Annotated in this window: 22 protein-coding genes and 1 pseudogene; 8 read left to right on the top strand and 15 right to left on the bottom strand. The window is 61.3% G+C overall.

Annotation, left to right across the window (positions count from 1 at the left end):
- The first annotated feature begins 14 nt into the window (after positions 1-14).
- The 3 genes from kduI to AC1DIJ_RS22825 are packed head-to-tail and all read left to right on the top strand — an operon-like array spanning position 15 to position 1,944.
- Positions 15-857, top strand: coding sequence for a 5-dehydro-4-deoxy-D-glucuronate isomerase (gene kduI / locus AC1DIJ_RS22835; RefSeq protein ID WP_112390074.1), 843 nt, complete (start codon positions 15-17; stop codon positions 855-857).
- Positions 854-1,609, top strand: a complete 756-nt coding sequence (gene kduD / locus AC1DIJ_RS22830) for a 2-dehydro-3-deoxy-D-gluconate 5-dehydrogenase KduD (RefSeq protein WP_112390073.1) — start codon at positions 854-856, stop codon at positions 1,607-1,609. Before kduI ends, kduD begins: the two co-directional genes overlap by 4 nt.
- Before the next feature lie 8 nt (positions 1,610-1,617).
- Positions 1,618-1,944, top strand: a complete 327-nt coding sequence (locus AC1DIJ_RS22825; RefSeq protein ID WP_112390072.1) for a cupin domain-containing protein — start codon at positions 1,618-1,620, stop codon at positions 1,942-1,944.
- Positions 1,945-1,986: 42 nt separating this feature from the next.
- Here the strand turns inward: AC1DIJ_RS22825 and AC1DIJ_RS22820 are convergent, their stop codons facing one another.
- Positions 1,987-3,036 carry a LacI family DNA-binding transcriptional regulator gene (locus AC1DIJ_RS22820; protein ID WP_477831559.1) on the bottom strand — a complete coding sequence of 350 codons (1,050 nt, stop codon included), beginning with the start codon at positions 3,034-3,036 and terminating at the stop codon, positions 1,987-1,989.
- A gap of 464 nt (positions 3,037-3,500) precedes the next feature.
- Here AC1DIJ_RS22820 and AC1DIJ_RS22815 point away from each other — a divergent pair, with 464 nt between their 5' ends.
- The 3 genes from AC1DIJ_RS22815 to AC1DIJ_RS22805 all read left to right on the top strand — a co-directional run bounded on the left by AC1DIJ_RS22815 (position 3,501) and on the right by AC1DIJ_RS22805 (position 7,148).
- Positions 3,501-4,463 (top strand): sugar-binding protein, encoded by a 963-nt coding sequence (locus AC1DIJ_RS22815; protein ID WP_112390070.1) that lies wholly within the window; start codon positions 3,501-3,503, stop codon positions 4,461-4,463.
- A 110-nt stretch (positions 4,464-4,573) separates the two neighbouring features.
- Positions 4,574-6,112: a sugar ABC transporter ATP-binding protein gene (locus tag AC1DIJ_RS22810; RefSeq protein WP_112390069.1), complete on the top strand. Its 1,539-nt coding sequence runs from the start codon at positions 4,574-4,576 to the stop codon at positions 6,110-6,112.
- 34 nt (positions 6,113-6,146) lie between these two features.
- Positions 6,147-7,148 (top strand): ABC transporter permease, encoded by a 1,002-nt coding sequence (locus tag AC1DIJ_RS22805; protein ID WP_112390093.1) that lies wholly within the window; start codon positions 6,147-6,149, stop codon positions 7,146-7,148.
- A gap of 186 nt (positions 7,149-7,334) precedes the next feature.
- Here AC1DIJ_RS22805 and AC1DIJ_RS22800 read toward each other — a convergent pair whose 3' ends face one another.
- From AC1DIJ_RS22800 to AC1DIJ_RS22790, 3 genes are all read right to left on the bottom strand, one after another.
- Positions 7,335-7,892, bottom strand: a complete 558-nt coding sequence (locus AC1DIJ_RS22800) for a DsbA family protein (protein ID WP_112390068.1) — start codon at positions 7,890-7,892, stop codon at positions 7,335-7,337.
- Positions 7,893-7,943: 51 nt separating this feature from the next.
- Complete coding sequence (locus AC1DIJ_RS22795; protein ID WP_112390067.1) at positions 7,944-8,276, bottom strand: DUF6665 family protein; 333 nt, start codon at positions 8,274-8,276, stop codon at positions 7,944-7,946.
- Positions 8,277-8,407: 131 nt separating this feature from the next.
- Positions 8,408-8,908: a hypothetical protein gene (locus AC1DIJ_RS22790; RefSeq protein ID WP_405049670.1), complete on the bottom strand. Its 501-nt coding sequence runs from the start codon at positions 8,906-8,908 to the stop codon at positions 8,408-8,410.
- Positions 8,909-9,050: 142 nt separating this feature from the next.
- Between AC1DIJ_RS22790 and AC1DIJ_RS22785 the strand changes: the two genes are divergently transcribed.
- Both AC1DIJ_RS22785 and AC1DIJ_RS22780 read left to right on the top strand, forming a co-directional pair.
- Positions 9,051-9,713, top strand: coding sequence for a response regulator (locus AC1DIJ_RS22785; protein WP_112390065.1), 663 nt, complete (start codon positions 9,051-9,053; stop codon positions 9,711-9,713).
- A complete protein-coding gene (locus tag AC1DIJ_RS22780; RefSeq protein ID WP_112390064.1) occupies positions 9,710-11,080 on the top strand; it encodes a sensor histidine kinase in 1,371 nt (456 codons plus the stop codon). The genes AC1DIJ_RS22785 and AC1DIJ_RS22780 overlap by 4 nt, the downstream gene beginning before the upstream one ends.
- A 72-nt stretch (positions 11,081-11,152) precedes the next feature.
- Here AC1DIJ_RS22780 and AC1DIJ_RS22775 read toward each other — a convergent pair whose 3' ends face one another.
- From AC1DIJ_RS22775 to ehuR, 11 genes and pseudogenes are all read right to left on the bottom strand, one after another.
- Complete coding sequence (locus AC1DIJ_RS22775; RefSeq protein ID WP_112390063.1) at positions 11,153-11,722, bottom strand: dual specificity protein phosphatase family protein; 570 nt, start codon at positions 11,720-11,722, stop codon at positions 11,153-11,155.
- Positions 11,723-11,822: 100 nt separating this feature from the next.
- Positions 11,823-11,972: pseudogene (locus tag AC1DIJ_RS22770) on the bottom strand (two-component sensor histidine kinase); the annotation flags it as partial.
- 61 nt (positions 11,973-12,033) lie between these two features.
- Positions 12,034-12,813, bottom strand: a complete 780-nt coding sequence (gene ehuA, locus AC1DIJ_RS22765) for an ectoine/hydroxyectoine ABC transporter ATP-binding protein EhuA (protein ID WP_112390062.1) — start codon at positions 12,811-12,813, stop codon at positions 12,034-12,036.
- Positions 12,810-13,502 (bottom strand): ectoine/hydroxyectoine ABC transporter permease subunit EhuD, encoded by a 693-nt coding sequence (gene ehuD / locus AC1DIJ_RS22760; RefSeq protein WP_112390061.1) that lies wholly within the window; start codon positions 13,500-13,502, stop codon positions 12,810-12,812. The genes ehuA and ehuD overlap by 4 nt, the downstream gene beginning before the upstream one ends.
- A gap of 12 nt (positions 13,503-13,514) precedes the next feature.
- Complete coding sequence (gene ehuC, locus AC1DIJ_RS22755) at positions 13,515-14,180, bottom strand: ectoine/hydroxyectoine ABC transporter permease subunit EhuC (protein WP_112390060.1); 666 nt, start codon at positions 14,178-14,180, stop codon at positions 13,515-13,517.
- A gap of 62 nt (positions 14,181-14,242) precedes the next feature.
- Positions 14,243-15,094, bottom strand: coding sequence for an ectoine/hydroxyectoine ABC transporter substrate-binding protein EhuB (gene ehuB / locus AC1DIJ_RS22750; RefSeq protein ID WP_112390059.1), 852 nt, complete (start codon positions 15,092-15,094; stop codon positions 14,243-14,245).
- A 62-nt stretch (positions 15,095-15,156) separates the two neighbouring features.
- The gene (doeB, locus tag AC1DIJ_RS22745; protein WP_112390058.1) at positions 15,157-16,173 is read right to left on the bottom strand and encodes a N(2)-acetyl-L-2,4-diaminobutanoate deacetylase DoeB; all 1,017 of its coding nucleotides are present in this window, start codon (positions 16,171-16,173) and stop codon (positions 15,157-15,159) included.
- Positions 16,174-16,177: 4 nt separating this feature from the next.
- Positions 16,178-17,356 (bottom strand): ectoine hydrolase DoeA, encoded by a 1,179-nt coding sequence (doeA, locus tag AC1DIJ_RS22740; protein ID WP_112390057.1) that lies wholly within the window; start codon positions 17,354-17,356, stop codon positions 16,178-16,180.
- Positions 17,353-18,366 carry an ectoine utilization protein EutC gene (gene eutC / locus AC1DIJ_RS22735; protein ID WP_477831558.1) on the bottom strand — a complete coding sequence of 338 codons (1,014 nt, stop codon included), beginning with the start codon at positions 18,364-18,366 and terminating at the stop codon, positions 17,353-17,355. Before eutC ends, doeA begins: the two co-directional genes overlap by 4 nt.
- Positions 18,363-19,382: a hydroxyectoine utilization dehydratase EutB gene (gene eutB / locus AC1DIJ_RS22730; protein WP_162698764.1), complete on the bottom strand. Its 1,020-nt coding sequence runs from the start codon at positions 19,380-19,382 to the stop codon at positions 18,363-18,365. Before eutB ends, eutC begins: the two co-directional genes overlap by 4 nt.
- A 71-nt stretch (positions 19,383-19,453) precedes the next feature.
- Positions 19,454-20,902, bottom strand: a complete 1,449-nt coding sequence (gene ehuR, locus AC1DIJ_RS22725) for a MocR-like ectoine utilization transcription factor EhuR (RefSeq protein WP_112390054.1) — start codon at positions 20,900-20,902, stop codon at positions 19,454-19,456.
- Positions 20,903-20,912: the final 10 nt, after the last annotated feature.

Genomic DNA, 20,912 nt, shown 5'->3' with positions numbered 1-20,912 from the left:
CGAAAGGCAGAAACGTGACCCTAAATGCCAGAGTACGTCAGGTCGTTGGCCCGCAGGATACGGCGCGGCGCAACACGCAGGAGCTCCGGGACGGTTTCGTCATCGATGATCTCTTCCAACCAGGCGCCATCAGCCTCACTTACAGCCACCTCGACAGGATGATCGTCGGCGGAATATCTCCGGTCGCAGGTTCGCTGGTTATCGATCAGGTCGCGGAAACCGGGACCGCCACGTTCCTCGAGCGCCGCGAGGCAGCCATCGTCAATATAGGCGGGCGCGGGACGGTCACCGTTGGCGGCACGCCATATCCGCTGGAGTTTCAGGAAGCGCTTTACGTCGGGATGGGCGAGGGGCCGTTGTCCTTCACGAGCGAGGACGCGGCTCATCCCGCGCTCTTCTACCTCCTGAGCGCGCCTGCCCATCGTGCCTGCGCGACCACACACATTACCCGGGATCTCGCACGCAAGGTGGCAGTCGGCTCGGCCGAGGAATCCAACGCGCGCACGATCAATCAATATGTACATCCGGACGTCTGCGAGAGCTGCCAGCTTCTTGTCGGGCTGACGATGTTCGAGCCGGGATCGGTGTGGAACACCATGCCGGCCCACGTGCACGACAGACGGATGGAAGTCTATCTCTACTTCGGCATGGCCGAACAGACGCGGGTCTTTCACTTCATGGGAGAGCCCGATGAGACGCGGCACGTCGTCCTGAAGAACCACGAGGCGGTCCTGTCCCCTGGATGGTCGATCCATTCCGGCGCCGGCACCGGCCGCTATGCCTTCATCTGGGCGATGGCCGGTGACAACATGAGCTTCACCGACATGGACAAGGTTCCGATGGAAGCGCTGCGGTGACGGCCTTCGATCTCAGCGGCCGTTGTGCCATCATAACCGGCGCGAACACAGGCATTGGCCAGGCGATTGCCGTGGGACTGGCAAGGGCCGGCGCCGATATCGTCGCGGTTGGACGATCATCCATGGCCGAGACCGAGGGAGTTGTCCGCTCGGCGGGACGCGACTGCCTCACAGTCCATGCCGATCTGTCGGCAGCGGGCGCGGCCGCTGAAGTCATGGAAAAATCGGTCGCGCTTGGCGCCAGACCGGATATCCTCGTCAACAATGCCGGCATCATCCGCCGGGCAGACGCTCTCGACTTCTCGGAGGCCGATTGGGACAACGTGCTGGACACGAACCTGAAGTCTGTGTTTTTCCTCTGCCAGTCATTCGCCCGCTCTGCGATCGCCGCAAGCCGCAAGGCAAAGATCATCAACATCGCGTCTCTGCTGTCCTTCCAGGGCGGCATCCGCGTCTCATCCTACACGGCCGCCAAGAGTGGCCTTGCGGGTCTGACGCGGCTGATGGCAAACGAGTGGGCCGCAAAGGGTATCAACGTCAACGCCATTGCGCCGGGCTATGTGGAGACGAACAACACGGAAGCTCTGCGGGCCGACCCCGAACGGAGCGCCGAGCTTCTGAAACGCATTCCGGCTGGCCGCTGGGCCAAGCCGGATGATATGGTCGGGGCGGCGATTTTCCTCGCCGCTTCGGCTTCCGATTACGTGCATGGCACAATCCTGCCGGTGGACGGTGGATGGCTGGCCAGATGAGAGGAACCATGAAGTATTATACGACGCCTGATGACGTATCCTGGACCGAGGTCGCGCCCGGCAACCGCCGCGCCGTTCTCAGCACTCGTCCCGAACTGATGCTGGTTGCCTTCAGCTTCGATGAAGGCGCGGTTGGCGCCTTGCATTCACATCCGCATACCCAGGTAAGCTACATCGCCGAAGGAACCTTCGACGTCACGATTGATGGCGTGACAAACCGATTGGGACAGGGAAGCAGCTTTATCGTCGCGCCCAATCTGGTCCATGGCGTGGTGGCACGCAGCAAGGGCCTGCTGATCGACACATTCACGCCGTGCCGCGAGGACTTTCTATGACCATCGCCGAGCAGTCGTTGCGCGAAATCGCCGATCGCGGTGTCAGGCCGTCTGCACCTTGAGATCGGCCTTGCTGCCTCCGGGCGAAGATACAGACGAACGTTTGACAAGGGAGCATTCGAGCTTCGTGATCTCATGACGCCGCTCGCGCGGCGGGACCGCTGTATCGAGATGCTCGATCGCCCATTCACCCATAGCCATATGGGGGAGAACCGATGTGGTCAGCGGCGGTATGAGGTGGCGGCAGATGTCCTCGTCGTCATAGCCGATGACGGATATGTCCTCGGGAATGCGCAGACGCTTCTCCTTGAGGGCCTCGTAGCAACCGACCGCCGTTCGATCGTTCTGGCAGAAGATTGCTGTCGGGGGCTCGGGAAGGGACAGAAGCCGCATCGTCCCGGAATAACCGGCGCTCGCAGACCAGTCGCCCTCGATGACAAGGTCCGGATCGAACGGAATGTCGGCCGTGGCGAGCGCGCGGCGATAGCCCGTCAGGCGATCCTGGGCCGCTTGCATCCAGGGCTCCCCGGTGATCGTCGCGATGCGATGGTGACCATGCGCGATCAAATGCTTGGTCGCTGTCTGGCCACCGGCGATTTCGCTCGGCACGACGGCGGGAAAAGCATAGTCGGACGTATAGCAGTTGAGCAGGACGATAGGGATGTCGAGGCCGTAGTAATAGGCCGGCATCTCCACTTCCCGCGTGAAGATCGTCATGTAGATAAGGGCTGAAATGCCGCTATCCGTCAGAGCCTTGATCGCTCGCGGCTCCATGGCCGGATCGCCGAGCGTCTGGGCGACGAGAAGCACATTGCCTGCGTTCCAGGATGCCTGACGCGCTCCTTCAATCGCAACGACGGCCTCCGGACTGGTTCCCAGCTGGTCAACGACGAAGCCGATAACGCCATCCAGTTTGGAGAGGGATGCGGATCCCGAAGATACGGAAAATGTCGGCGCCACGTAGCCAAGTTCACGGGCCGCTTCGATCACCCGGTCGCGGGTCTGCTGAGACAGCCGCGTCCCGGCCGTGTTGTTGAGGACGAGAGAGACGGTCGCCTGGGAACATCCCGCCGCTTTGGCTATGTCGGTCATCGTGACCCTGGCACCTTGGCGCCGGCCCCTGCGTTTCGCCGCCTTGTCCGCGGCGGATCGGAGCTGACCATCTGCCGCGCCTGTCCTCTTCATAGCGATGCCTCGATCCCGTTTGCGCAATGTATCGGCACGAGCTTTGAAAATGCAGCTCGCCCACACGCTAATTTTTATTAGCATCAAGCAACGCAACTCGGCAACTGGCGCTTAGAGAATTAGCCCGATTGTGCGATGCAATATAAAATCAGGCTTATTTTGGCTAAAATCGACTGTATCAGTCATGATTGGAAACGCGCATTGCTAATAATTAATGATAATACTATTTACGAACTGGCATTACTCATATACCTTCGCGTCTGTGGTTGGACGGAGCGTTTTCTCACATGCGAGAGGCCCTGGAGGGGGTTGCGCGATGGACTGCTGCGGGTTGGAACCAGGCTCGGAGGTGGGCCAATGGGAGGATTATCATGACATACCTGACACGTGGTGCGGCAGCTTTTGCAGCCGGGCTCATGCTGAGCTCCGTCTTGACGACAGCGGCCTTTGCCGCCGACAAGCCGACACTCGCTTTCGTCGTCAACGGCGCCTCTGACTTCTGGAAGGCTGCCGAAGCGGGCGTCAAGAAGGCGCAGGCCGAGCTTCCCGACTTCAACATGGAGCTGAAATATCCGGAGCAATCCTCCGTCGCAATTCAGCAGCGCCTGATGGAAGATCTGGTGACCGCCGGGGTCAAGGGGATCATGGTCTCCGCCGTCGATCCCAAGACATCGACAGACGGTCTGAACAAGATCGGATCGCAGACGGCCCTCTTTACCACGGACAGTGACGCGCCGAATACAAATCGCGTTGCCTATATCGGCTCATCAAATATCGATGCCGGCAAGCAGGCCGCCGAAATCGCCAAGAAAGCGATGCCGGATGGCGGCAAGTGCATCGGCTTCGTCGGTCTGCTGGGTGCCGATAACGCCAAGGAACGTATCCAGGGCATGAAGGACGGCCTTGCCGGCACGAAGATCGAGCTGACCGACGTGCGTGGTGACGATATCGATCAGACCCGTGCCAAGAAGAACGTCGAGGATGCCCTCGTCGCGAGCCCCGACGTGACCTGCATGGTCGGTTTCTACTCCTACAACACGCCGAGAATTTACGAGGCACTCCGCGAGGCGGGCAAGCTTGGCCAGATCACCGTTGTCGGCTTCGATGATGACCCGATCACGCTCGGCGGTGTGAAGGAAGGAACGATTGCCGGCACGGTCGTGCAGCAACCTTACATCTGGGCCTATCAGGGCATGAAGCTGATGGCCGCCTACGTCAACGGTGACAAGTCGGGCGTTCCCGACAACAAGCTCATCATCGTCCCGACAAAGGTGATCGGCAAGGACGACGTTGACGCCTATGCCGCGAACCTCAAGGCGATGGCCGGTAACTGATGACGATCTGACAGCGGCGCCGGCGCAAGCCGGTGCCGCTGCGTGCCCATTGCCCGCAGCCGGAAAAGGGTAGCGGGCAGTACTGAAGAGCACACAGCCTGTGGATCGACATGAACGATTTGACTGAGACCGCGCCGTCACGCGAAGCGCCGCCATTTTTGAGCTTGCTGGGGATCGGCAAAACCTATCCGGGCGTCGTCGCCCTGGACGGTTTCTCGATGCATGTGAGCCCCGGCGAAGTGATCGGTCTCGTTGGCGAAAACGGTGCCGGCAAATCGACGCTGATGAAAATTCTCGGTGGTGTCGTGAAGCCGGATCGCGGCACGATCCTGATCGACGCGGAGGAAAGGTCTGCCCTTTCTGTCGATAGCAGCCTCGGATCAGGCATCGCCTTCGTTCATCAGGAGCTCAACCTCTTCGATAATCTTGACGTTGCAGCCAATATCTTTCTCGGCCGGGAGCCGCTGCGGGGAGGGCCATTGAAGCTGGTCGACCGGCGGCGTCTGAGAGCAATGGTTGCGCCGCTTTTGAAGCGCGTAGGAGCGAATTTTTCCGCCGATACGCCCGTCGCCTCTCTTTCACTCGCCCAGCAGCAGATGGTGGAGATCGCCAAGGCGCTGTCGATCAACGCACGGCTGGTGATCCTCGACGAGCCAACCTCCAGCCTGCCGCTGGCTGAAACCGAGAAGCTGCTTTCCGTGATATCGGCGCTGAAGGCTGACGGAATCAGCGTCATTTTCATTTCCCATCGCCTGCACGAGGTCGAGCGCGTTGCAGACCGGGTGGTCGTTCTCAGGGATGGGACGCTGGCCGGCACACTCGCCAAAGGCGAGATCAACCACGATCAGATGGTCAAGCTGATGATCGGGCGCGCGCTCACGGCGAGGGACGCCGAACCGCAACGGGCGCCAGGTAAGGTCGCCCTGAAGACTACAGACATTCGTTCTGCCGCCTATCCTGCCAGAACCGTCAATCTCGACATCCGTTATGGCGAGATCCTAGGCCTTGCCGGCCTTGTTGGCTCCGGCCGCACCGAGCTTGCCCGCATTCTCTTCGGGATTGACCGCAGCTACGGCGGCACCACCGAAATGGATGGCCGCGAGATCAGGCTGACCTCAGCCACGAAAGCCGTCGAGGCCGGCATCTTCCTGGTTCCCGAGGATCGCAAGCTGAGCGGGATCCTTCTGGATCTGCCCATTGCGCAGAACATATCGCTGCCTAACCTTCCCGCGTACTCGCAAAACTTCATGGTCTCCTCGAGGCGGGAGACAACGGGCGCGGAAGTCCAGCGCAAGCGTCTCGGAATTAAGGCGCCATCGGTCTCGACCCGGACGGGCACATTGTCTGGAGGCAACCAGCAGAAGGTTGTCCTTGCAAAGTGGCTGGCAATGAATCCCAAGGTGATGATCTTCGACGAGCCGACCCGCGGTATCGACATCGGCGCCAAGAACGAGATTTATATGCTGATGCGCAAGCTGGCCGACGCCGGCGTCGCGATCCTGATGATATCAAGCGACATGGAGGAGGTGATCGGCGTGTCCGATCGCATCGCTGTCATGCATGAGGGCCAGATTTCGGGCATTCTCGAAAAACAAGACTTCACGCAGGAAAATGTCCTTCTGCTGGCTGTCGGCAAAGCGATACACTGATGGCCGCGGCTATCGCCAATAGGGAAACGCCATGATGAGTAAGAAAGATCTGGGGCTGCTTCTGTTGATCGTCGTTGTCGGCATCGTCGTGACGCTGATCAACCCGCGCTTCCTGCTGCCGATCAACCTTGCCAACACGTCGAACCTCATCGGTCTTTTCGGAATCCTGTCGATCGGGCAGGCCTTTGTCATCATCACGGGCGGCATCGAGCTCTCGGTCGGATCGCTGGTTGCGCTGCTTGGCGTGCTGTTTATCGATTTCGTCGCCGTGCAGAACATGCCATGGACGATTGCGCTGCCGCTTATCCTCGTTCTGGGCGGTGTTCTTGGCGCCATCCACGGCTGGCTGATCACCAAGCTTAACCTTCAGCCCTTCGTCGTGACGCTGTGCGGGTTGCTGATCTATCGTGGTGCGGCCCGCTTCTATACCGGAGACGGCACTGCGGGTTTCGGCTTCGGCCAGAACTTCCCGACCCTTGAGTTCCTGACAGCCGGCCGGTTCTACGGCGTTCCGAACACATTCATCGCCCTTGTCGTCATCGCTGTTATCATGTGGGTGGTCCTGCACCGCTCGGTCTTTGGCCGGTATCTCTACGCCATCGGCAAGAACGAGGAAGCCGCCAGATATTCCGGCATCCACACCGGCAGGATGGTGATGATCGCCTATGTCATCTGCGGCGTGCTGACAGCGCTTTCGGCGATCTATTTCGCGATGTACACCCGCTCGATATCGCCGGCGAGCCACGGCCAGTTCTATGAGCTCTATGCGATTGCTGCCGCGGTGCTTGGCGGATTTTCCCTGCGGGGCGGCGAGGGCTCTCTGATCGGGGTCATCCTTGGCACTATTCTGCTCCAGGAGCTGCAGAACCTCGTCAACCTGCTTGGAATACCGTCGTCGCTGAATTTCGCGGTCATGGGCGGCGTCATTCTGATCGGGGTGCTGATCGATCAGCAATGGAGTGCGATCCGCGCGCAAAGACGGCTCGTTTCCGCCGCCCGCCAGGCGGAGACGCGCCAATCGGCACCTGTGACGTGAGTTCCTTTCTGGCGCTGCTTGGTACGGAGCTGGAACACGCCTTGTACCGGCGCCGTTAGGCGAAAGGGTAGGTACGGTATCGCTCAGGGACCTCACCGGCGCACCAGATTTCTGGCCGCCGGGTAGGCGTAAGGCGTAAAGCGTAAGGCTTCAGCTACCCGCTGCCCCGGGAACTGGACAGTCTGCTCAGCTTCCAAGTTTCCTTGCCCAGACCTCAATCTCGTCCCCGCTGCCGAGATCTGGCTGTACCAGGCCGTTGACCATAAAAGTCGGCGAGACATGGATGCCGTTCTGGCGGGCATATTTGGCGTGCCATTTGACCTCGCGGTCGAGATCGGGGATGGCGAATGCTTCCGAAACCCGGATGCCGCTATAGTCTTCGATCCGCCTGATAATGCCGTTCGGCGTGGCGTCCATGTTGGGCCCGCCGGCATGATGTGCGAATTCGAACTCCTCGCGATGATCGCCCACTGCTGCAAGCACCTTTCTCGCGCTTTCCTTTCCGCCCTCAAGTGTCGAGGCAGCCAGGATAGCTCTGACAATGACGCCCGAAAACATATGCCAGGGTTGCGACTGGAGCCGGATCTTGACAGTCAACCGGTCGTGTCCGGCATGCGAAAGAAGCCCGTCCAGTTTACGGAACGCCTTGACGGAATAGGGGCAGGTCGGCTCCAGGAAGACCTCGAAGGTCTGCGGGCCACTGCCCCATTCCAGCGGGTCGGCTTTCCAGTTCGTTATGCTCATGCCCTGAAGTCCTTCGGTTTGAAGTCTGATGATGGGTGGACGGCTGCGATGTCATCGCCGCGGTGTTGCGCCGAGGCGCGCGAGAACGTTGTCCGGAATACCGTAGCGCTGGATAACCTCGCGCGTGTTGCGCAAACCGCAGATATCCCGTTGCACGAAAAGCGCCCAGACCGCCTGCGCAGCCGCATCGACCAACCGCTCGCGCTCAACCGGCTGCACGCCGCCCTCTTCTGCCGTCTTCAAGGCGGAAAGCGCCTGCTCGACCGATCGGCCTTGCCGGCCAAGTGAACTTGCGCGCTCGGCCGCCAGTTCATATTCAAGGGCGCCAAAACCGGTTTCGACCAGGTTCGACGCATTCAAGCTGCGGGGTGGGCGCATAGTCAGCCGGTTCGATAAAACATCATGTTCGTGATCCTACACGATCTGTGGCCAGGTCCGGAACCCCTTCTCGGGGGTGACGGACGCGCGCCGGCGAATTGCTTCAACGGCGCGCCTGATGCAGTTTTGCCGAGCGGTCAGGGCTTCATCTTGCGCAACATGTCGGCGATTGGCCCGCCATGCGGGGGAGGTCCAGGCGGCGGGCGAAGGGCGTCGGTCTTGCCATCCTGATGAACGACGTAGCTCGCATGCAGGAACCCGTCGTCGAAGCGGCCCTGGACACTGATGGGTTCGCCGACAGCAACGAGCTTGCCGTCATCGCCGGCCGGACCGGTCTCGATCAAGGCCTTGCCGGTTTCGTCTTGAACGATGAACTTGTTGCCGTAGATCTCCGTGACCTTGCCTTTGAGCGTCACCATGCCCCAATCGTCCTTAAGGCTGGAGATCGAGGTGGGCGTCAAGGGCGCAAGCTCGATGCCGGGCCGGGTGAATTTCATTGCCGCGGCACCGCCGGCCGCACCGATTGCAAGAACCGCAAAGGCCGCAATTCCGAAAGCCGCCAGATGCGTTGCCGGTCGGCGCGAGCCGCGCCTGCGGGCCGGTCGCTCAGGCGAGGTGTCGGGAGCGTCGTTTTCCATGGACATGATGCTGTCTCCAGTTCGTTGTGACTGGAGGATGATAGGCGTGTCCGGATCGACGCAGGCTGAACGTCGCGGTTCAGTTTCAGTTAAGCAAACGCGCCCTAGTTCTCACGAAGACATCAGAGAAACTGGGTTCACGATGCGCGTATTGCTGGTCGAAGACGACGACGATCTTTCCAGGCGGATTGCCGCCAGCCTGCGGACGGAAAACTTCGTGGTGGATGTCGCCAGGAACGGAGAGGATGCCGAGCACGCTGGCCTGACGGAGATCTTCGACGTCGCCGTTCTTGACCTTGGCCTCCCGAAGATCGACGGCGTTGCGGTTCTCAAATCCTGGCGAAGTGCGGGCAGGTCGCTTCCTGTCCTCGTGCTGACGGCCCGCGACGGCTGGCCCGACAAGGTGGCGGCTTTCAAAGCGGGGGCGGACGATTACCTGACCAAACCCTTCAGGGTGGAGGAGCTCATCCTGCGTCTTCGGGCGCTGGTCCGGCGCTCGACGGGCCATGCTTCGTCGCAGATATCGTGCGGCGATCTTACATTCGACGCGCAGCTCGGTACATTTGATCTGGCTGGTCTTCCGCTGAAGCTGACCGCATTCGAATGGCGGGTCCTGTCCTGCCTGATCCTTCGCAAGGACGCGATCGTCGACAGGCGAGAACTCATCGAACGGGTCTACGAGGGCGATGCCGACGTGGATTCGAATTCCATCGAGGTGATCATCGCCAGGCTCCGGCGCAAAATCGGCAGCGACAGGATCGAAACGGAGAGGGGGCGCGGCTACAGGCTGACGGATATTCGATGAGAGTACCGTTGCTGTCTTCGCGCCGCACGATCGCAGGCCGCCTGATCGCCTTCTCCGTCCTCTACGCCGCCGCAGCACTGCTCATCGCCTCGCTGGTCTTGTGGTTCATCGTTGCCGCCGTGGTCCGGGAGCAGGTTGATCAGCGGCTCGACATGCAGATCGACGCGGTCAAAAGCGCATTATCAGTAAACGCGGATGGAAGTCTTGCTCTGGCAGGTAATCTCGACGGGCCGCCGTTCGATCGCCTGGGTTCGGGATGGTACTGGCAGGCGCGCGTGGGCGAGCACCGCATTGCTTCAAGATCTCTGGCCGATGGCAGCGTCTCGGACCCGCCGCGCCCGTTCGATTGGCGCCGGATCCTGACGGGGGATCCGCAGCCTGCCGAAGGCTCCAGTGACCGGGGTCAGGCTCTGCATTTTCGCGTCGGCCAGGTGTTCGTTGGAGGTGTTTCGGTTGAAGTCCTGGCGGCCGCGCCGCGCCATGCCCTGACCGCGCCCGCGTTGCGCGCGCTGTCCTACCTGATCCCTGCCATGGTGGTTCTCGGCTGTTGCCTGGTCGTGGGGATAGTTCTGCAGGTTCGCTACGGTCTTGCACCCTTGCGCACGTTGTCTGGGCAGCTCTCTGAGATTTCGGCAGGGCGCCGCCGAGACCTTTCGCCTGCAGAAGTCGAGGATCTTGATCCTGTCGTCAACGACATCAATCGATTGCTCGACGACAACAGGGCGCGGTTGCAGGAAACAAGGCTGCAGTTCGCGAACCTGGCACACGGACTGAAGACACCTGTGGCCAGCCTTTACCTCGCACTTGATGACAAGAACGATCCAGGCCGAGAGGCGCGTCAGCTTGTCGAGCGTATCGACCGGAAGATTCGGCATCATCTCGGAAGTGCCAGAGCCGTTGCCGCCGGAGGTGGTTTGGGCTTTGAAACCGAGGTGCGGCCCAGGGTGAATGACCTGCTTCAGGTCATGTCGGCGATCTACGTCGATCGCAAACTCGCGGTCGCCAATGGCGTCATCGACGACGTTGTCGTCAACTGCTCGCCAGAGGACGTCGACGAGGTGATGGGTGCCATCATCGACAATGCCTTCAAATGGGCGGCGACATCCATCGTTGTGAAGGGCGTGCGCGAAGGGAAAATGCTGCTCTTGACTGTCGAGGATGATGGGCCGGGCATCGACGCTGGCCGTCTGGCCGAGGCGGTCTCACCTGGCGTGCGGCTGGATGAGACTGTGCCCGGACACGGTTTCGGCCTCTCGATAGCACAGGAGCTCGTCGGGCTCTTCGGCGGCAAGCTTCATCTCAAGCAGAGAGAAGGTGGAGGACTGGCAGCAACCGTTGCATTCCCGCTGTCGATTACCCTGCCCTAGGCGACCGCTGGCTATGTCGCGCAGACGTTTTAGGATGCATTGGCGCCCCTCCCGGGAGCCATCGGGGCCTGATCAGCCCTTCTGTTCGAAGTGCTCTTCCAAATCTTCCCAGCTGACGTCCATTGGCCAGGCCGCCGAGATCAACGGAATGGCGACGTGACCGTAATAAAATGAAAGTTGGCCCTCGGCCTTGCTTTCGCCTTCGCCAGCGATCCGGCTCGTATAGATCGCGGAGATCAATCCGGTTCGATCGGATCCCGATTGGCAGTGAATCAGGATCGGTTTCGGCGCGGCAGCCATAATTGCCACGATCTCGTCGGCGCGTGTCGGCGCAAGTTTTTTCGAAGCCGACATTCCGAAATCGACATGTTCGACGCCGAGTTCCTGGGCTGTTTGGATTTCCGCCTGATACCAGGCCGCGTTCTGCTTCTCTCCACGCAAATTGATAATGGTCTTGATGCCGTGTTCCTTCACATAGGTATCAAGCTGCGAAGGCGTCGGCTGTGCAGAGCGGTAGAGCTGCCCCTCGATGACAGTGTGAAAGTTGCCGACGACCTGGAGGTAGACCGCGTAGCCGCCCAGAGCTCCCGCGACCGAGAAAGCCATCCCGAATGCAATGGAGAGTTTGGTCCGGTTCTTCATTTTTGCCTCGCAAATCGCTCGCTACGAGGCAGATGGAGTGATTTCCTGACGGACACCTGAATGTCGGTTTCATGACTATTTGCAGAAGAACGCAGCGCAATCAGGCTGCCCATGCCGCGGCATCAAAGCAGACGTTGACCGCCAATCCAGGTGCGTCATCTGCGAGGTCTATATGGGCAGAATGCAGATCGGCGATGGCTCTTACGAGGCTGAGACCCAGTCCGTTGCCCGGCGTGGTGCGGCTCTTGGAAGCGCTGTGCTCCGCTTCCGTTATTCGTTTCCTGAAGCGGAGCAAGCGTCGGAAGCGGGATCTACGCCAAAACCGACGAGAGAAACTCCCGCGTGCGCTCTTCGCGTGGCGTGCCGAATATCTCGTCGGGTGCGCCCTGTTCGCAGATACGTCCCTTGTCGAAGAAGCAGACGCGGTCCGAGACTTCCCGGGCGAAGCGCATCTCGTGGGTGACGAGCAGCATGGTCAGGTCATGCTCGTGCGCCAGGCCGCGGATCACCGAAAGCACTTCGCCGACCAGCTGAGGATCGAGCGCCGAGGTCGGCTCATCGAAGAGAAGCACCCGTGGGCGCATCGCCAGCGCACGGGCGATTGCCACGCGCTGCTGCTGGCCGCCGGAGAGCTGGGAGGGATAGAAATCCTTCTTGTCGGCCAGCCCCACCATATCGAGCAGCTTGAGCGCACGCGCCTCGGCCTCGGCCCGCGCGATGCCGAGTACCCGGAGGGGCGCCTCGACGACATTGCGCAGAACGGTCATGTGGGGAAACAGGTTGAAGCTCTGGAACACCATGCCGACATGGTTCCGGATCTGGCGCAGATGGCTTTCTGAGGCCTTGAATGGACCCTTGCCGTGCGGTTCGTGATAGGACAGGCCCTGTAACGTCAGCTTGCCGTCCTGAAAGGGCTCGAGTGTCATGAGGATGCGCAGCACGGTCGATTTGCCCGAACCGGATGGGCCGATCAGTGTCACCTTCTCGCCCTGCATGACGCTGAAGTTGAAGCCGTCGAGGACCGTCAGGGGACCGAAGCGCTTCGCGACATTGGAAAATTCGATGATGGGCGGATTGTTGTTTTCGGTCATCGCAAGGGGATTCCTGCTTTCGGAAGAGCTTTCTGTAATCGGTGGAGACCGGCCGAGCAGATCAGCGTCAGGAGAAGGAAGATCAGGCCGACAAGGGTCAGCGGGACGAGATATTCGAAGGTGCGCTCGCCGATCATGTTGGCGAGGCCCATCATTTCCATAACGGTGACAACAGACAGAACCGGCGTTTCCTTGATCATGGCAACGAGATAGTTGCCCATCGCAGGAACAATGCGCGGGATGGCCTGCGGGATGATGATGTCTCGATAGGCCTGCATGCGCGTCAGATTGAGCGCCGTTGCCGCTTCCCACTGGCCGCGGGGTACAGCCTCGATCCCGCCTCGATAGACCTCCGAGGTATAGGCCGCATATTGCAGACCGAGCGCCAGCGCGCCGGTGAGAAAGGCGGGTAGTACGACGCCGAAATCGGGCAGCACGTAATAGAGAAAGAACAGCTGCACGAGCAGCGGCGTGTCGCGCAGGAACTCGACGATGAAGGCCGTTGTCCAGGAGATCGCCACCACGCGGCTGCGGCGCAGCAGCGCGAAGACGAGACCAAGCACGAGCGCGATGGCAAAGCCGGCGGCCGCCGCCTTCAACGTGACCGTCAGGCCGATCAGGATGATGGGCAGGATCGAGCTCGTAAAGGTGAGCCACGTCGTCGTATCCCATTCATATCCGTACATCATGTGATCAAATCCTCACGGGCGGGACATCGGCGGGAAGGCATGGCCGCGCCGCACGAAACGCTCGATCACGCGGATCGCCACCATCAACACCAATGACATGGCGAAGTAGCAGACCAGCGTGATCGAATAGATGCTGGCGCTATCCAGCGTGATGTTGCGGATCGATTGTGCCGCGAAGGTGAGATCGGCAATCGAGATCAGCGATACGAGCGAGGAGAGCTTCAGCGTCTCGATCGCCAGATTGCCGAAAGCCGGCATCATCTCGACGATCGCCTGCGGCAGCGAGATGCGAAACAGCGTCTGGAAACGGCTGAAATTCAGGGCGCGGGCGGCCTCCTGCTGTTGCACCGACACGGATGTCAGCGCGCCGCGGACGATCTCGGCACCGTAGCCGCCGGCATGTGCCGCCAGCACTAAAATTCCGGTGGTGATCGGATCGAAGCTCAGCCCGACAAGCGGCAATGCGTAATAGAACCAGAAAAGCTGGACGAAGAGCGAGGTGCCGCGAAAAAGCTCGGTGTAGCAGAGCGCGACGGTCCTCAGCACCGGTCCGCCCTCGACGCGCAGGATGCCGAAAACGAAGGCAAGCACCGCGCCGACGGCGATCGAGGCCAGCGTGATCGTCATCGTGATCATCGCACCGTGCCAGATCATCGGCAGGTAGGCTGTCCAGTTCATGCGGAAGTCTCCTGGTCCTTAGGAGTGGCGCCCGATCAGCGGTGATCGAGCGCCTTTTGCCGTTACTTGCCGGCGCAGAGGTCTTCGACCTTCTTGCCCGCCGCCGCAGCGATGCTCTGTTCGGATACACCGTACTTGGTCAGGATCGCCTTGTACTCATCCGTCTTGCGGAACTCGACAAGAGCGGCGTTGAAGGCATCGCGCAGTTCCTTGTCCTCGGGGCGGAAGGCAAAGCCGCCATAATTGCGGACCGGCGCCTCCTTGACGATCGGATCCTCGAACGGCGCGGCCTGCTCGACCTGTGCCTGGCCCTTTGCCAGTGCCGCGACAGTCAATTCCGTCGCTGCATAGGCGTCGGTGCGGCTTTGAACGGTCGGGATCGCGTCGGCATTGGCCGGAATGAAGACGATCTGCTCATCCTTGACGCCGACGGCGCGCAGGAAGTCGACATTGTTGGCGCCCGAAACGACGGCAACCGTCAGCGACGGGTCTTTGGCGATATCGGCATAGGTCTTCAAGCCCTTTGGATTGCCCTTCTTGACGAGCAGGCCTTCGCCATAGGAGGAGTTCGGCTCGGTGAAGGCAACCTGCTTGCAGCGTTCCGGCGAGATATTCTGCTCGGCGGCGGCAAAATCGAAGCGCTTGGCCTTGAGGCCGGGGATCAGCGTACCGAACGGCGTCACCGTCCAGTTGATCTCGGCAATCCCCATGGATTTCAGCACGGCGCTGGCGACATCCGGGCCGATACCGGCAGAGGTGCCGTCGGGCTGCATGTAGGAATAGGGCACTTCGTTGGCCGTGGCAGCGCGGATATAGCCCTGCTCCTTGACCTCTGCGAGCGTCAGGGCGCTGGCAGATGTTACGCCCAGGATCAGGGCAAGGGCGGAAAGGCCGGCGATCGTCTTGATAGGCATGCGAATTCTCCTCTGGTTATGGTTTGCGGTCCGTTTTCGGATCTCGCGTCGGTTTCTCTTGGTTATGTCTCTCCCGTGACCGTGGCGATCACGGAAAGGCAGTCGCCGGCCTTTATCAGGCCGGGTACGTGGCGAGCCGCGAGCACGCCATCCATGGCGGCGCGGTACTCGATCGGTGCGAGGCCGGTCTTGCCGGCCGGATAGACGCGGGCAATGACCTCGCCGTTTCTCACGGGATCACCGAGATCTACAGCGAAGGCGATCAGTCCCTCATCCTCGGCAAAGGTGAAGCAATCGCTCGATGGCATATCCAACCAACGAGTGGGCGTGACATTCGGTTCACCCGAAAGGATCCCGGCATGCCGCAAAAGATTGAGGCTGCCCCGGCGCGCAATCCCGATCGAGCGTGCCGTGGCCGTCCCGGCGCCGCCGAGTTCGGTGGTAACGAAGGTCTTGCCCATCTCTTCGACCGTTGTGTCGAGCATGCCGACAGCGTCGATCTCCAGCATCCTCATGGAGAAGGGGGCAGCGAAGGCGGCGACGGCATTAAAGCAGCGCGCCTCCTGATCCTTGTCCGGGAGTTCGTGCGCGGCGGTATAGGGCAGGAAGTCCAATGTCCTGCCGCCCGAGTGGAAATCGAGAACGATATCGGCGAGCGGGAGCAGATGTCGCGTGACGTAATCGGCGATCTTCTCGGTCACCGTGCCATCTGGGCGGCCTGGAAAGCTGCGGTTCAGGTTTCCCCGATCGATGGGCGACGTCCGCGTTCCGGCGCGAAAGGCTGGATAGTTGAGCGCCGGAACGATGATGATGCGACCATTCACTTCGGAAGGATCCAGGGTCTGCGCCAGTTCGAAGAGTGCCGCCGGCCCTTCATACTCGTCGCCATGGTTGGCGCCGGTCAGAAGTGCCGTCGGGCCTTTGCCATTGGCGATGACGCAGATCGGGATCATCACCGAGCCCCAGGCGCTGTCATCACGGCTATAGGGCAGGCGCAGATGTCCGTGCTGCACGCCCTTTGCGTCGAAATCGACGGAGGGCGTAATCGGCGAGGGACGGAGCGCAGCGCTGGTCGGCATCGCCTCAGCCCTTCACGAACAGTTGGCGCGGCACGTTCGACAGGCATTCCACGCCGGTCTCGGTGATCGCTATACTCTCGGTGATCTCAAGCCCCATATCTTCCAGCCAGAGGCCGGTCATGAAATGGAAGGTCATGCCGGACTTCAGCTCGGTGCGGTCGCCGGGGCGCAGGCTCATGGTGCGCTCGCCCCAATCTGGCGGGTAGGAAAGCCCGATCGGATAGCCGGTGCGGTTGTCCTTGATGATCCCGTATTTCTTCAGGACGGCGAAGAAGGCGTTGGCGATATCTTCGCAGGTGTTGCCAGGCTTGGCAGCCGCAAGACCAGCTTCCATGCCTTCCAGCGTCGCCTTCTCGGCATCGAGAAAGGCTTGCGTCGGCTTGCCGAGGAAGACAGTGCGCGACAACGGGCAGTGATAGCGCCTGTATGCGCCTGCGATTTCGAAGAAGGTGCCTTCGCCTGAGAGCATCGGCTTGTCGTCCCAGGTCAGGTGCGGCGCGGAAGCGTCGGCGCCTGATGGCAGAAGCGGCACGATTGCCGGATAGTCGCCGCCGAACTCCGGCGTTCCCCGGATGCCCGCGTCATAGATTTCGGCAACGAGATCGCATTTGCGCATGCCAGGCTCGACCACCTCGACGATGCGCTTGTGCATAAGTTCGACAATCTTGCCGGCCTTTCGCATGTAGTCGAGTTCGGTCGGGCTCTTGACGGCGCGCTGCCAGTTGACGATGCCTGCGGCATCCTTGAAGCGGGCATTCGGCAGGTTCTTCTGCAGCGAGGCGTAGGCAGCCGCAGAGAAGTAGTAGTTGTCCATTTCTACGCCGACCGTGAGGCCCGACCATTTGCGCTCGTCGATGATCTGCGAGAGCAGATCCATCGGGTGCCGTTCGGTCGACTGCACATAATGATCGGGATAGCCGACGATGTTGTGGTGATGGAGGTAAGCGGTGCGCTTGGCGCCGTTGGCGTCCTGCTTGCGGCCGTACCAGATCGGCTCGCCTGATGGCGGCACGAGAACGCATTGATGCACATAGAAGGACCAGCCGTCGTAGCCGGTGAGCCAGTGCATGTTCGACGGGTCGGTAACGACAAGCATATCGATCCCGGCCTTTTCCATCGCATTACGGGTCTTGGACAGGCGCTCGGCATATTCCGCACGCGTAAAGTTCAGCGTCACACTCACGCGGCATCTCCCATTTCTCTTTTGTTTTCGATTGTCTGGCCGCTATCTGCCGCGACGGCGCGGCTGACGGCCAGATTGGCGATCGCGGTGTCCTGCACGCCGGTCCCCGTCAGGTCGGCGAAGGTTATGCCTTCGGCACTTACGCGGCGCTTTGCCTTGCCGGCGATCACAGCTCCGAGTTCGGCGAATTGCTGTTCCGATGTGGCAAAACCGGCTTTGATGGCGTGGTGCAACTCGCCGAGAATGCATGTCTGCGACAGCCGGTCAGCAATGTAGGTGGTGCGGGCGAAGACGGCCGGATCGATCTCGTTCTTGTGTCCGGAATCCGATCCCATCGCCGTCAGATGCTGGCCGGGTTCGAGCCACTCGGCCATCAGGACGGGCTTCTCGGCGGGCGTCGTGGTGACGATGATGTCGCTGCCGCGTATGGCCTCGCGCGGATCGGCAACGGCGGCAACGTCGATCCCGTATTGCCGTGCGCAGTCTGCGGCCAGCTTCTCTGCTTTTGCGTGATCACGCGCCCAGATGCGCGCCGATCTGATGGGCCGCACCAGCATCAGCGCCGCAAGCTGCAACTGCGCCTGCATGCCGGCGCCGAAGATCGTGGCGACGGAGGCATCGTCTCGCGCCAGATGGCGGGCGGAAACGGCACCGGCCGCCGCGGTGCGCACATCGGTCAGGTAGCCATTGTCGAGAAGAAGTGCTTCCACCAAGCCCGTCTTGGCGCTGAACAGGATCATCAAGCCGTTGAGGCTGGGAAGGCCAAGCTTCGGATTGTCGAAGAAGCCGGGGCTCACCTTGATCGCGAAGCCGTCAAAGCCTGGCACATAGGCCGTCTTGACGTCCACTTCGCCGCGGAACTCGGGAATGTCGAGACGCAGAATCGGCGGCATCGCAACCGGCTGGGTCGCCAGCGCCAGAAACGCCTGCTCGACGCAGTCGACAGCGGAAAGATCGAGGCTGACGACGGCACGCAGGTCTCTTTCCGTCAGGATCCGAATACGGCTCATGCGGCGCCTCCCGCGATGATCTTCTGGTGAACCCCGGCGTCGATATTGCCGCCAGAGATGATCAGGGCCGTGGTGCCGGAGAGCGCGACCTTGCCTGCAAGGATGGCGGCGATGCCAATGGCACCGGCACCCTCGACCGTCTCGCCTTCTTCGCGCGCGGCATGGCGAATGCCCATTGCGATCTCGTCTTCGGTCAGCAGTACGACCTCGTCGAGCAGGTCGCGGCACAGCTGGAAGGTCACGCGGTTCGAGAGGCCGATACCGCCACCCAGCGAATCCGCCAGCGTCTCTTCCTCGCGCACGGCAACAGGTCTGCCGGCGGCGATCGATGCATGCATCGCCGCGCCGCGCTCCATCGAGATGCCGATGATCCGCACCCGAGGCTTCAGCGACTTGACCGCGACAGAAATGCCAGCCGCCAGCCCGCCGCCGGAAAGAGGGATGAGAATGGTCGAGAGATCCGGCAGGTCCTCGACGATCTCGAGGCCGATCGTGCCTTGGCCGGCAACGACGTCGGCATGGTCGAACGGCGGGATCGGCGTCAGTCCATGGCTTGCGATGAGCCGCTCGACCTCGTCCTGCGCATCGTCCTGCGAGACGCCGACAATGCGGATGTCCGCACCCAGCGCCTTTATGGCTTCGACCTTGTTGGCGGGCACCAGCGACGACATGCAGATCGTTGCCGGGATGCCAAGCGCGCGCGCTGCAAAGGCGACTGCCCGGCCGTGATTGCCGGTCGAGGCGGTGACGAGACCACGCTCGCGTGCGGCCAGATCGAGCGAGAGGATGGCGTTCGTCGCGCCGCGCAGCTTGAAGGCGCCGATCGGCTGGCGTGTCTCGAGCTTCAGATGAACGGGTTGCCCGGCATGCCTGGAGAGTGCAGCGGAGTGAACGAGCGGCGTGCGCGTCACGCGGTCCCGGATGCGGGCGGCAGCGCGCTCGATATCAGCCAGGCTAACCGGCAGCGTCTCGTCGTCTGTTGATCTCGGCAGTGTCTCGCTCTTCATGATTGTCATGTTGAGAGCGAAGTAAAATCATGTCAATTATTATATTGTAATGATTCAATGATTGTGCCAAGAGCCGGACGTCAGCCGATGGAACCAACGTCATAGACGGGCGGCAGCTGCTCGAAGGCCTGCCGCACGGTCGCCAGCGCCTTCCTGAGGCTCTTGTGGCTCATTCGTCCGCCAAGGCAGATGCGGATGCCGCCGCCGTGGCCGGGGCCTGCAATGAAAGGCTCCGATGGCGTGACAGCGACCTTCTGGTTGGCGAGGGAGCGCACCAGGCCGTCCTCGGTCCAATGTTCAGGCACTTTCAGCCAGGCGCAGAGTGACAGCGGGTGGCTGGATGCGAAATGGGCGCCGAGGATTTCGGCGGCGATGGTTTGGCGCGCGCGTGCTTCCTCCCGCTGTATTGTCAGCAAATGCTGCGCCGTGCCGTTCTCGACCCAGCGCGTGGCGATTTCGGCGGTCAGGTAGGTGCCGCTCCAGCTCGACACGCGCAGAATGGAGGCCGCGCGGATGGAATAGGCGGGTGGGACGACGAGATATCCGACCCTGAGGCCCGTCAGCACCGTCTTGGTGAAGCTTGTGGCGAAGAAACCGAGGTCAGGCAGCAGCTCGCTGATCGAGGGCAGGTCCTCCTCGATCATCAGCCTGTAGACCTCATCTTCGACGACGAAGACGCCGTAACGCTGGGCGATCTCGGCGATCGCGCGCCTGCGCGCCGCGCCGGCAACGTGGCTGGTCGGATTGTTAAGCGTCGGAATGAGGACCAAGGCCCGTACGCTACCCGCGGCGCAGGCGGCTTCCAGGGCATCGGGCAAAATTCCTTCAGCATCGGTGGGCAATCCCTTCAGGCTGAAGCCGAGGATATTGGACAGGCCGATGATGCCGTGATCGGTGAGATTTTCGCACAGCACGACATCGCCGGAGCGGATGATGCAGCTGAGCGCAAGGAAGATGCTATGCGCCGCTCCGTTGGTCACCAGGATGCGCTCGGCGCCGGCGCTGACGCCCATCGGCCGCAGCCAGAGCTGCGCTGTCTCGCGATGGCGGTCGAGCCCGGCGATCGGACGGCAGGGCCGCATGAAGCTGGCGATATCGCTGTCTGCGAGCTCGCGGAAGATTTCGCGGGAAGCGTCCTCATGCGCGTCTAGATAGACGGCGCGGATGATGGAAAGGTCTAGCACTTCGTTTTCGCTGTGGTCGAGCATCATCCGGCCTGCGCGGTCGGTCACGCGCGGCCTGACGAAGGTGCCACGGCCGATCTCGCCACTGAGATAGCCGAGCCTTTCTGCTTCCTTGTAGGAGAGGCTGACGGTCTGGACCGACAGCCCGATTTCGCGCGCCAGATCGCGATGTGTCGGCATCCGATCCATCGGCTTGAGAAGGCCGGAATCGATATCGGCGATGATACGCTCGGTCAGAGCCGAATGCTTCGTCTCGCCCTTTTGCTTTGCTAGGCTCGGGCGCCAATTGACCGGTTTTGTCGCGGAAATTGGTTTTGTGGCGAGCGGATTGGCTTGGCGGCGCATGAATTGTCTC

The sequence above is a fragment of the Rhizobium sp. 10N427 genome, from assembly GCF_056394605.1.
The sequence above is the reverse complement of the archived record's forward strand: the minus strand, read 5'-3'. Positions and strand labels throughout refer to the sequence as shown.

Excerpts from the sequence above, each read along its gene's own strand:
- AC1DIJ_RS22825 (WP_112390072.1), top strand. The coding sequence starts at position 1,618 with ATGAAGTATTATACGACGCCTGATGACGTATCCTGGACCGAGGTCGCG.
- AC1DIJ_RS22820 (WP_477831559.1), bottom strand. The coding sequence starts at position 3,036 with ATGACCGACATAGCCAAAGCGGCGGGATGTTCCCAGGCGACCGTCTCT.
- AC1DIJ_RS22815 (WP_112390070.1), top strand. The coding sequence starts at position 3,501 with ATGACATACCTGACACGTGGTGCGGCAGCTTTTGCAGCCGGGCTCATG.
- AC1DIJ_RS22810 (WP_112390069.1), top strand. The coding sequence starts at position 4,574 with ATGAACGATTTGACTGAGACCGCGCCGTCACGCGAAGCGCCGCCATTT.
- AC1DIJ_RS22805 (WP_112390093.1), top strand. The coding sequence starts at position 6,147 with ATGAGTAAGAAAGATCTGGGGCTGCTTCTGTTGATCGTCGTTGTCGGC.
- AC1DIJ_RS22800 (WP_112390068.1), bottom strand. The coding sequence starts at position 7,892 with ATGAGCATAACGAACTGGAAAGCCGACCCGCTGGAATGGGGCAGTGGC.
- AC1DIJ_RS22790 (WP_405049670.1), bottom strand. The coding sequence starts at position 8,908 with ATGGAAAACGACGCTCCCGACACCTCGCCTGAGCGACCGGCCCGCAGG.
- AC1DIJ_RS22785 (WP_112390065.1), top strand. The coding sequence starts at position 9,051 with ATGCGCGTATTGCTGGTCGAAGACGACGACGATCTTTCCAGGCGGATT.
- AC1DIJ_RS22780 (WP_112390064.1), top strand. The coding sequence starts at position 9,710 with ATGAGAGTACCGTTGCTGTCTTCGCGCCGCACGATCGCAGGCCGCCTG.
- AC1DIJ_RS22775 (WP_112390063.1), bottom strand. The coding sequence starts at position 11,722 with ATGAAGAACCGGACCAAACTCTCCATTGCATTCGGGATGGCTTTCTCG.
- ehuA (WP_112390062.1), bottom strand. The coding sequence starts at position 12,813 with ATGACCGAAAACAACAATCCGCCCATCATCGAATTTTCCAATGTCGCG.
- ehuD (WP_112390061.1), bottom strand. The coding sequence starts at position 13,502 with ATGATGTACGGATATGAATGGGATACGACGACGTGGCTCACCTTTACG.
- ehuC (WP_112390060.1), bottom strand. The coding sequence starts at position 14,180 with ATGAACTGGACAGCCTACCTGCCGATGATCTGGCACGGTGCGATGATC.
- ehuB (WP_112390059.1), bottom strand. The coding sequence starts at position 15,094 with ATGCCTATCAAGACGATCGCCGGCCTTTCCGCCCTTGCCCTGATCCTG.
- doeB (WP_112390058.1), bottom strand. The coding sequence starts at position 16,173 with ATGCCGACCAGCGCTGCGCTCCGTCCCTCGCCGATTACGCCCTCCGTC.
- eutC (WP_477831558.1), bottom strand. The coding sequence starts at position 18,366 with ATGAGCCGTATTCGGATCCTGACGGAAAGAGACCTGCGTGCCGTCGTC.
- eutB (WP_162698764.1), bottom strand. The coding sequence starts at position 19,382 with ATGACAATCATGAAGAGCGAGACACTGCCGAGATCAACAGACGACGAG.
- ehuR (WP_112390054.1), bottom strand. The coding sequence starts at position 20,902 with ATGCGCCGCCAAGCCAATCCGCTCGCCACAAAACCAATTTCCGCGACA.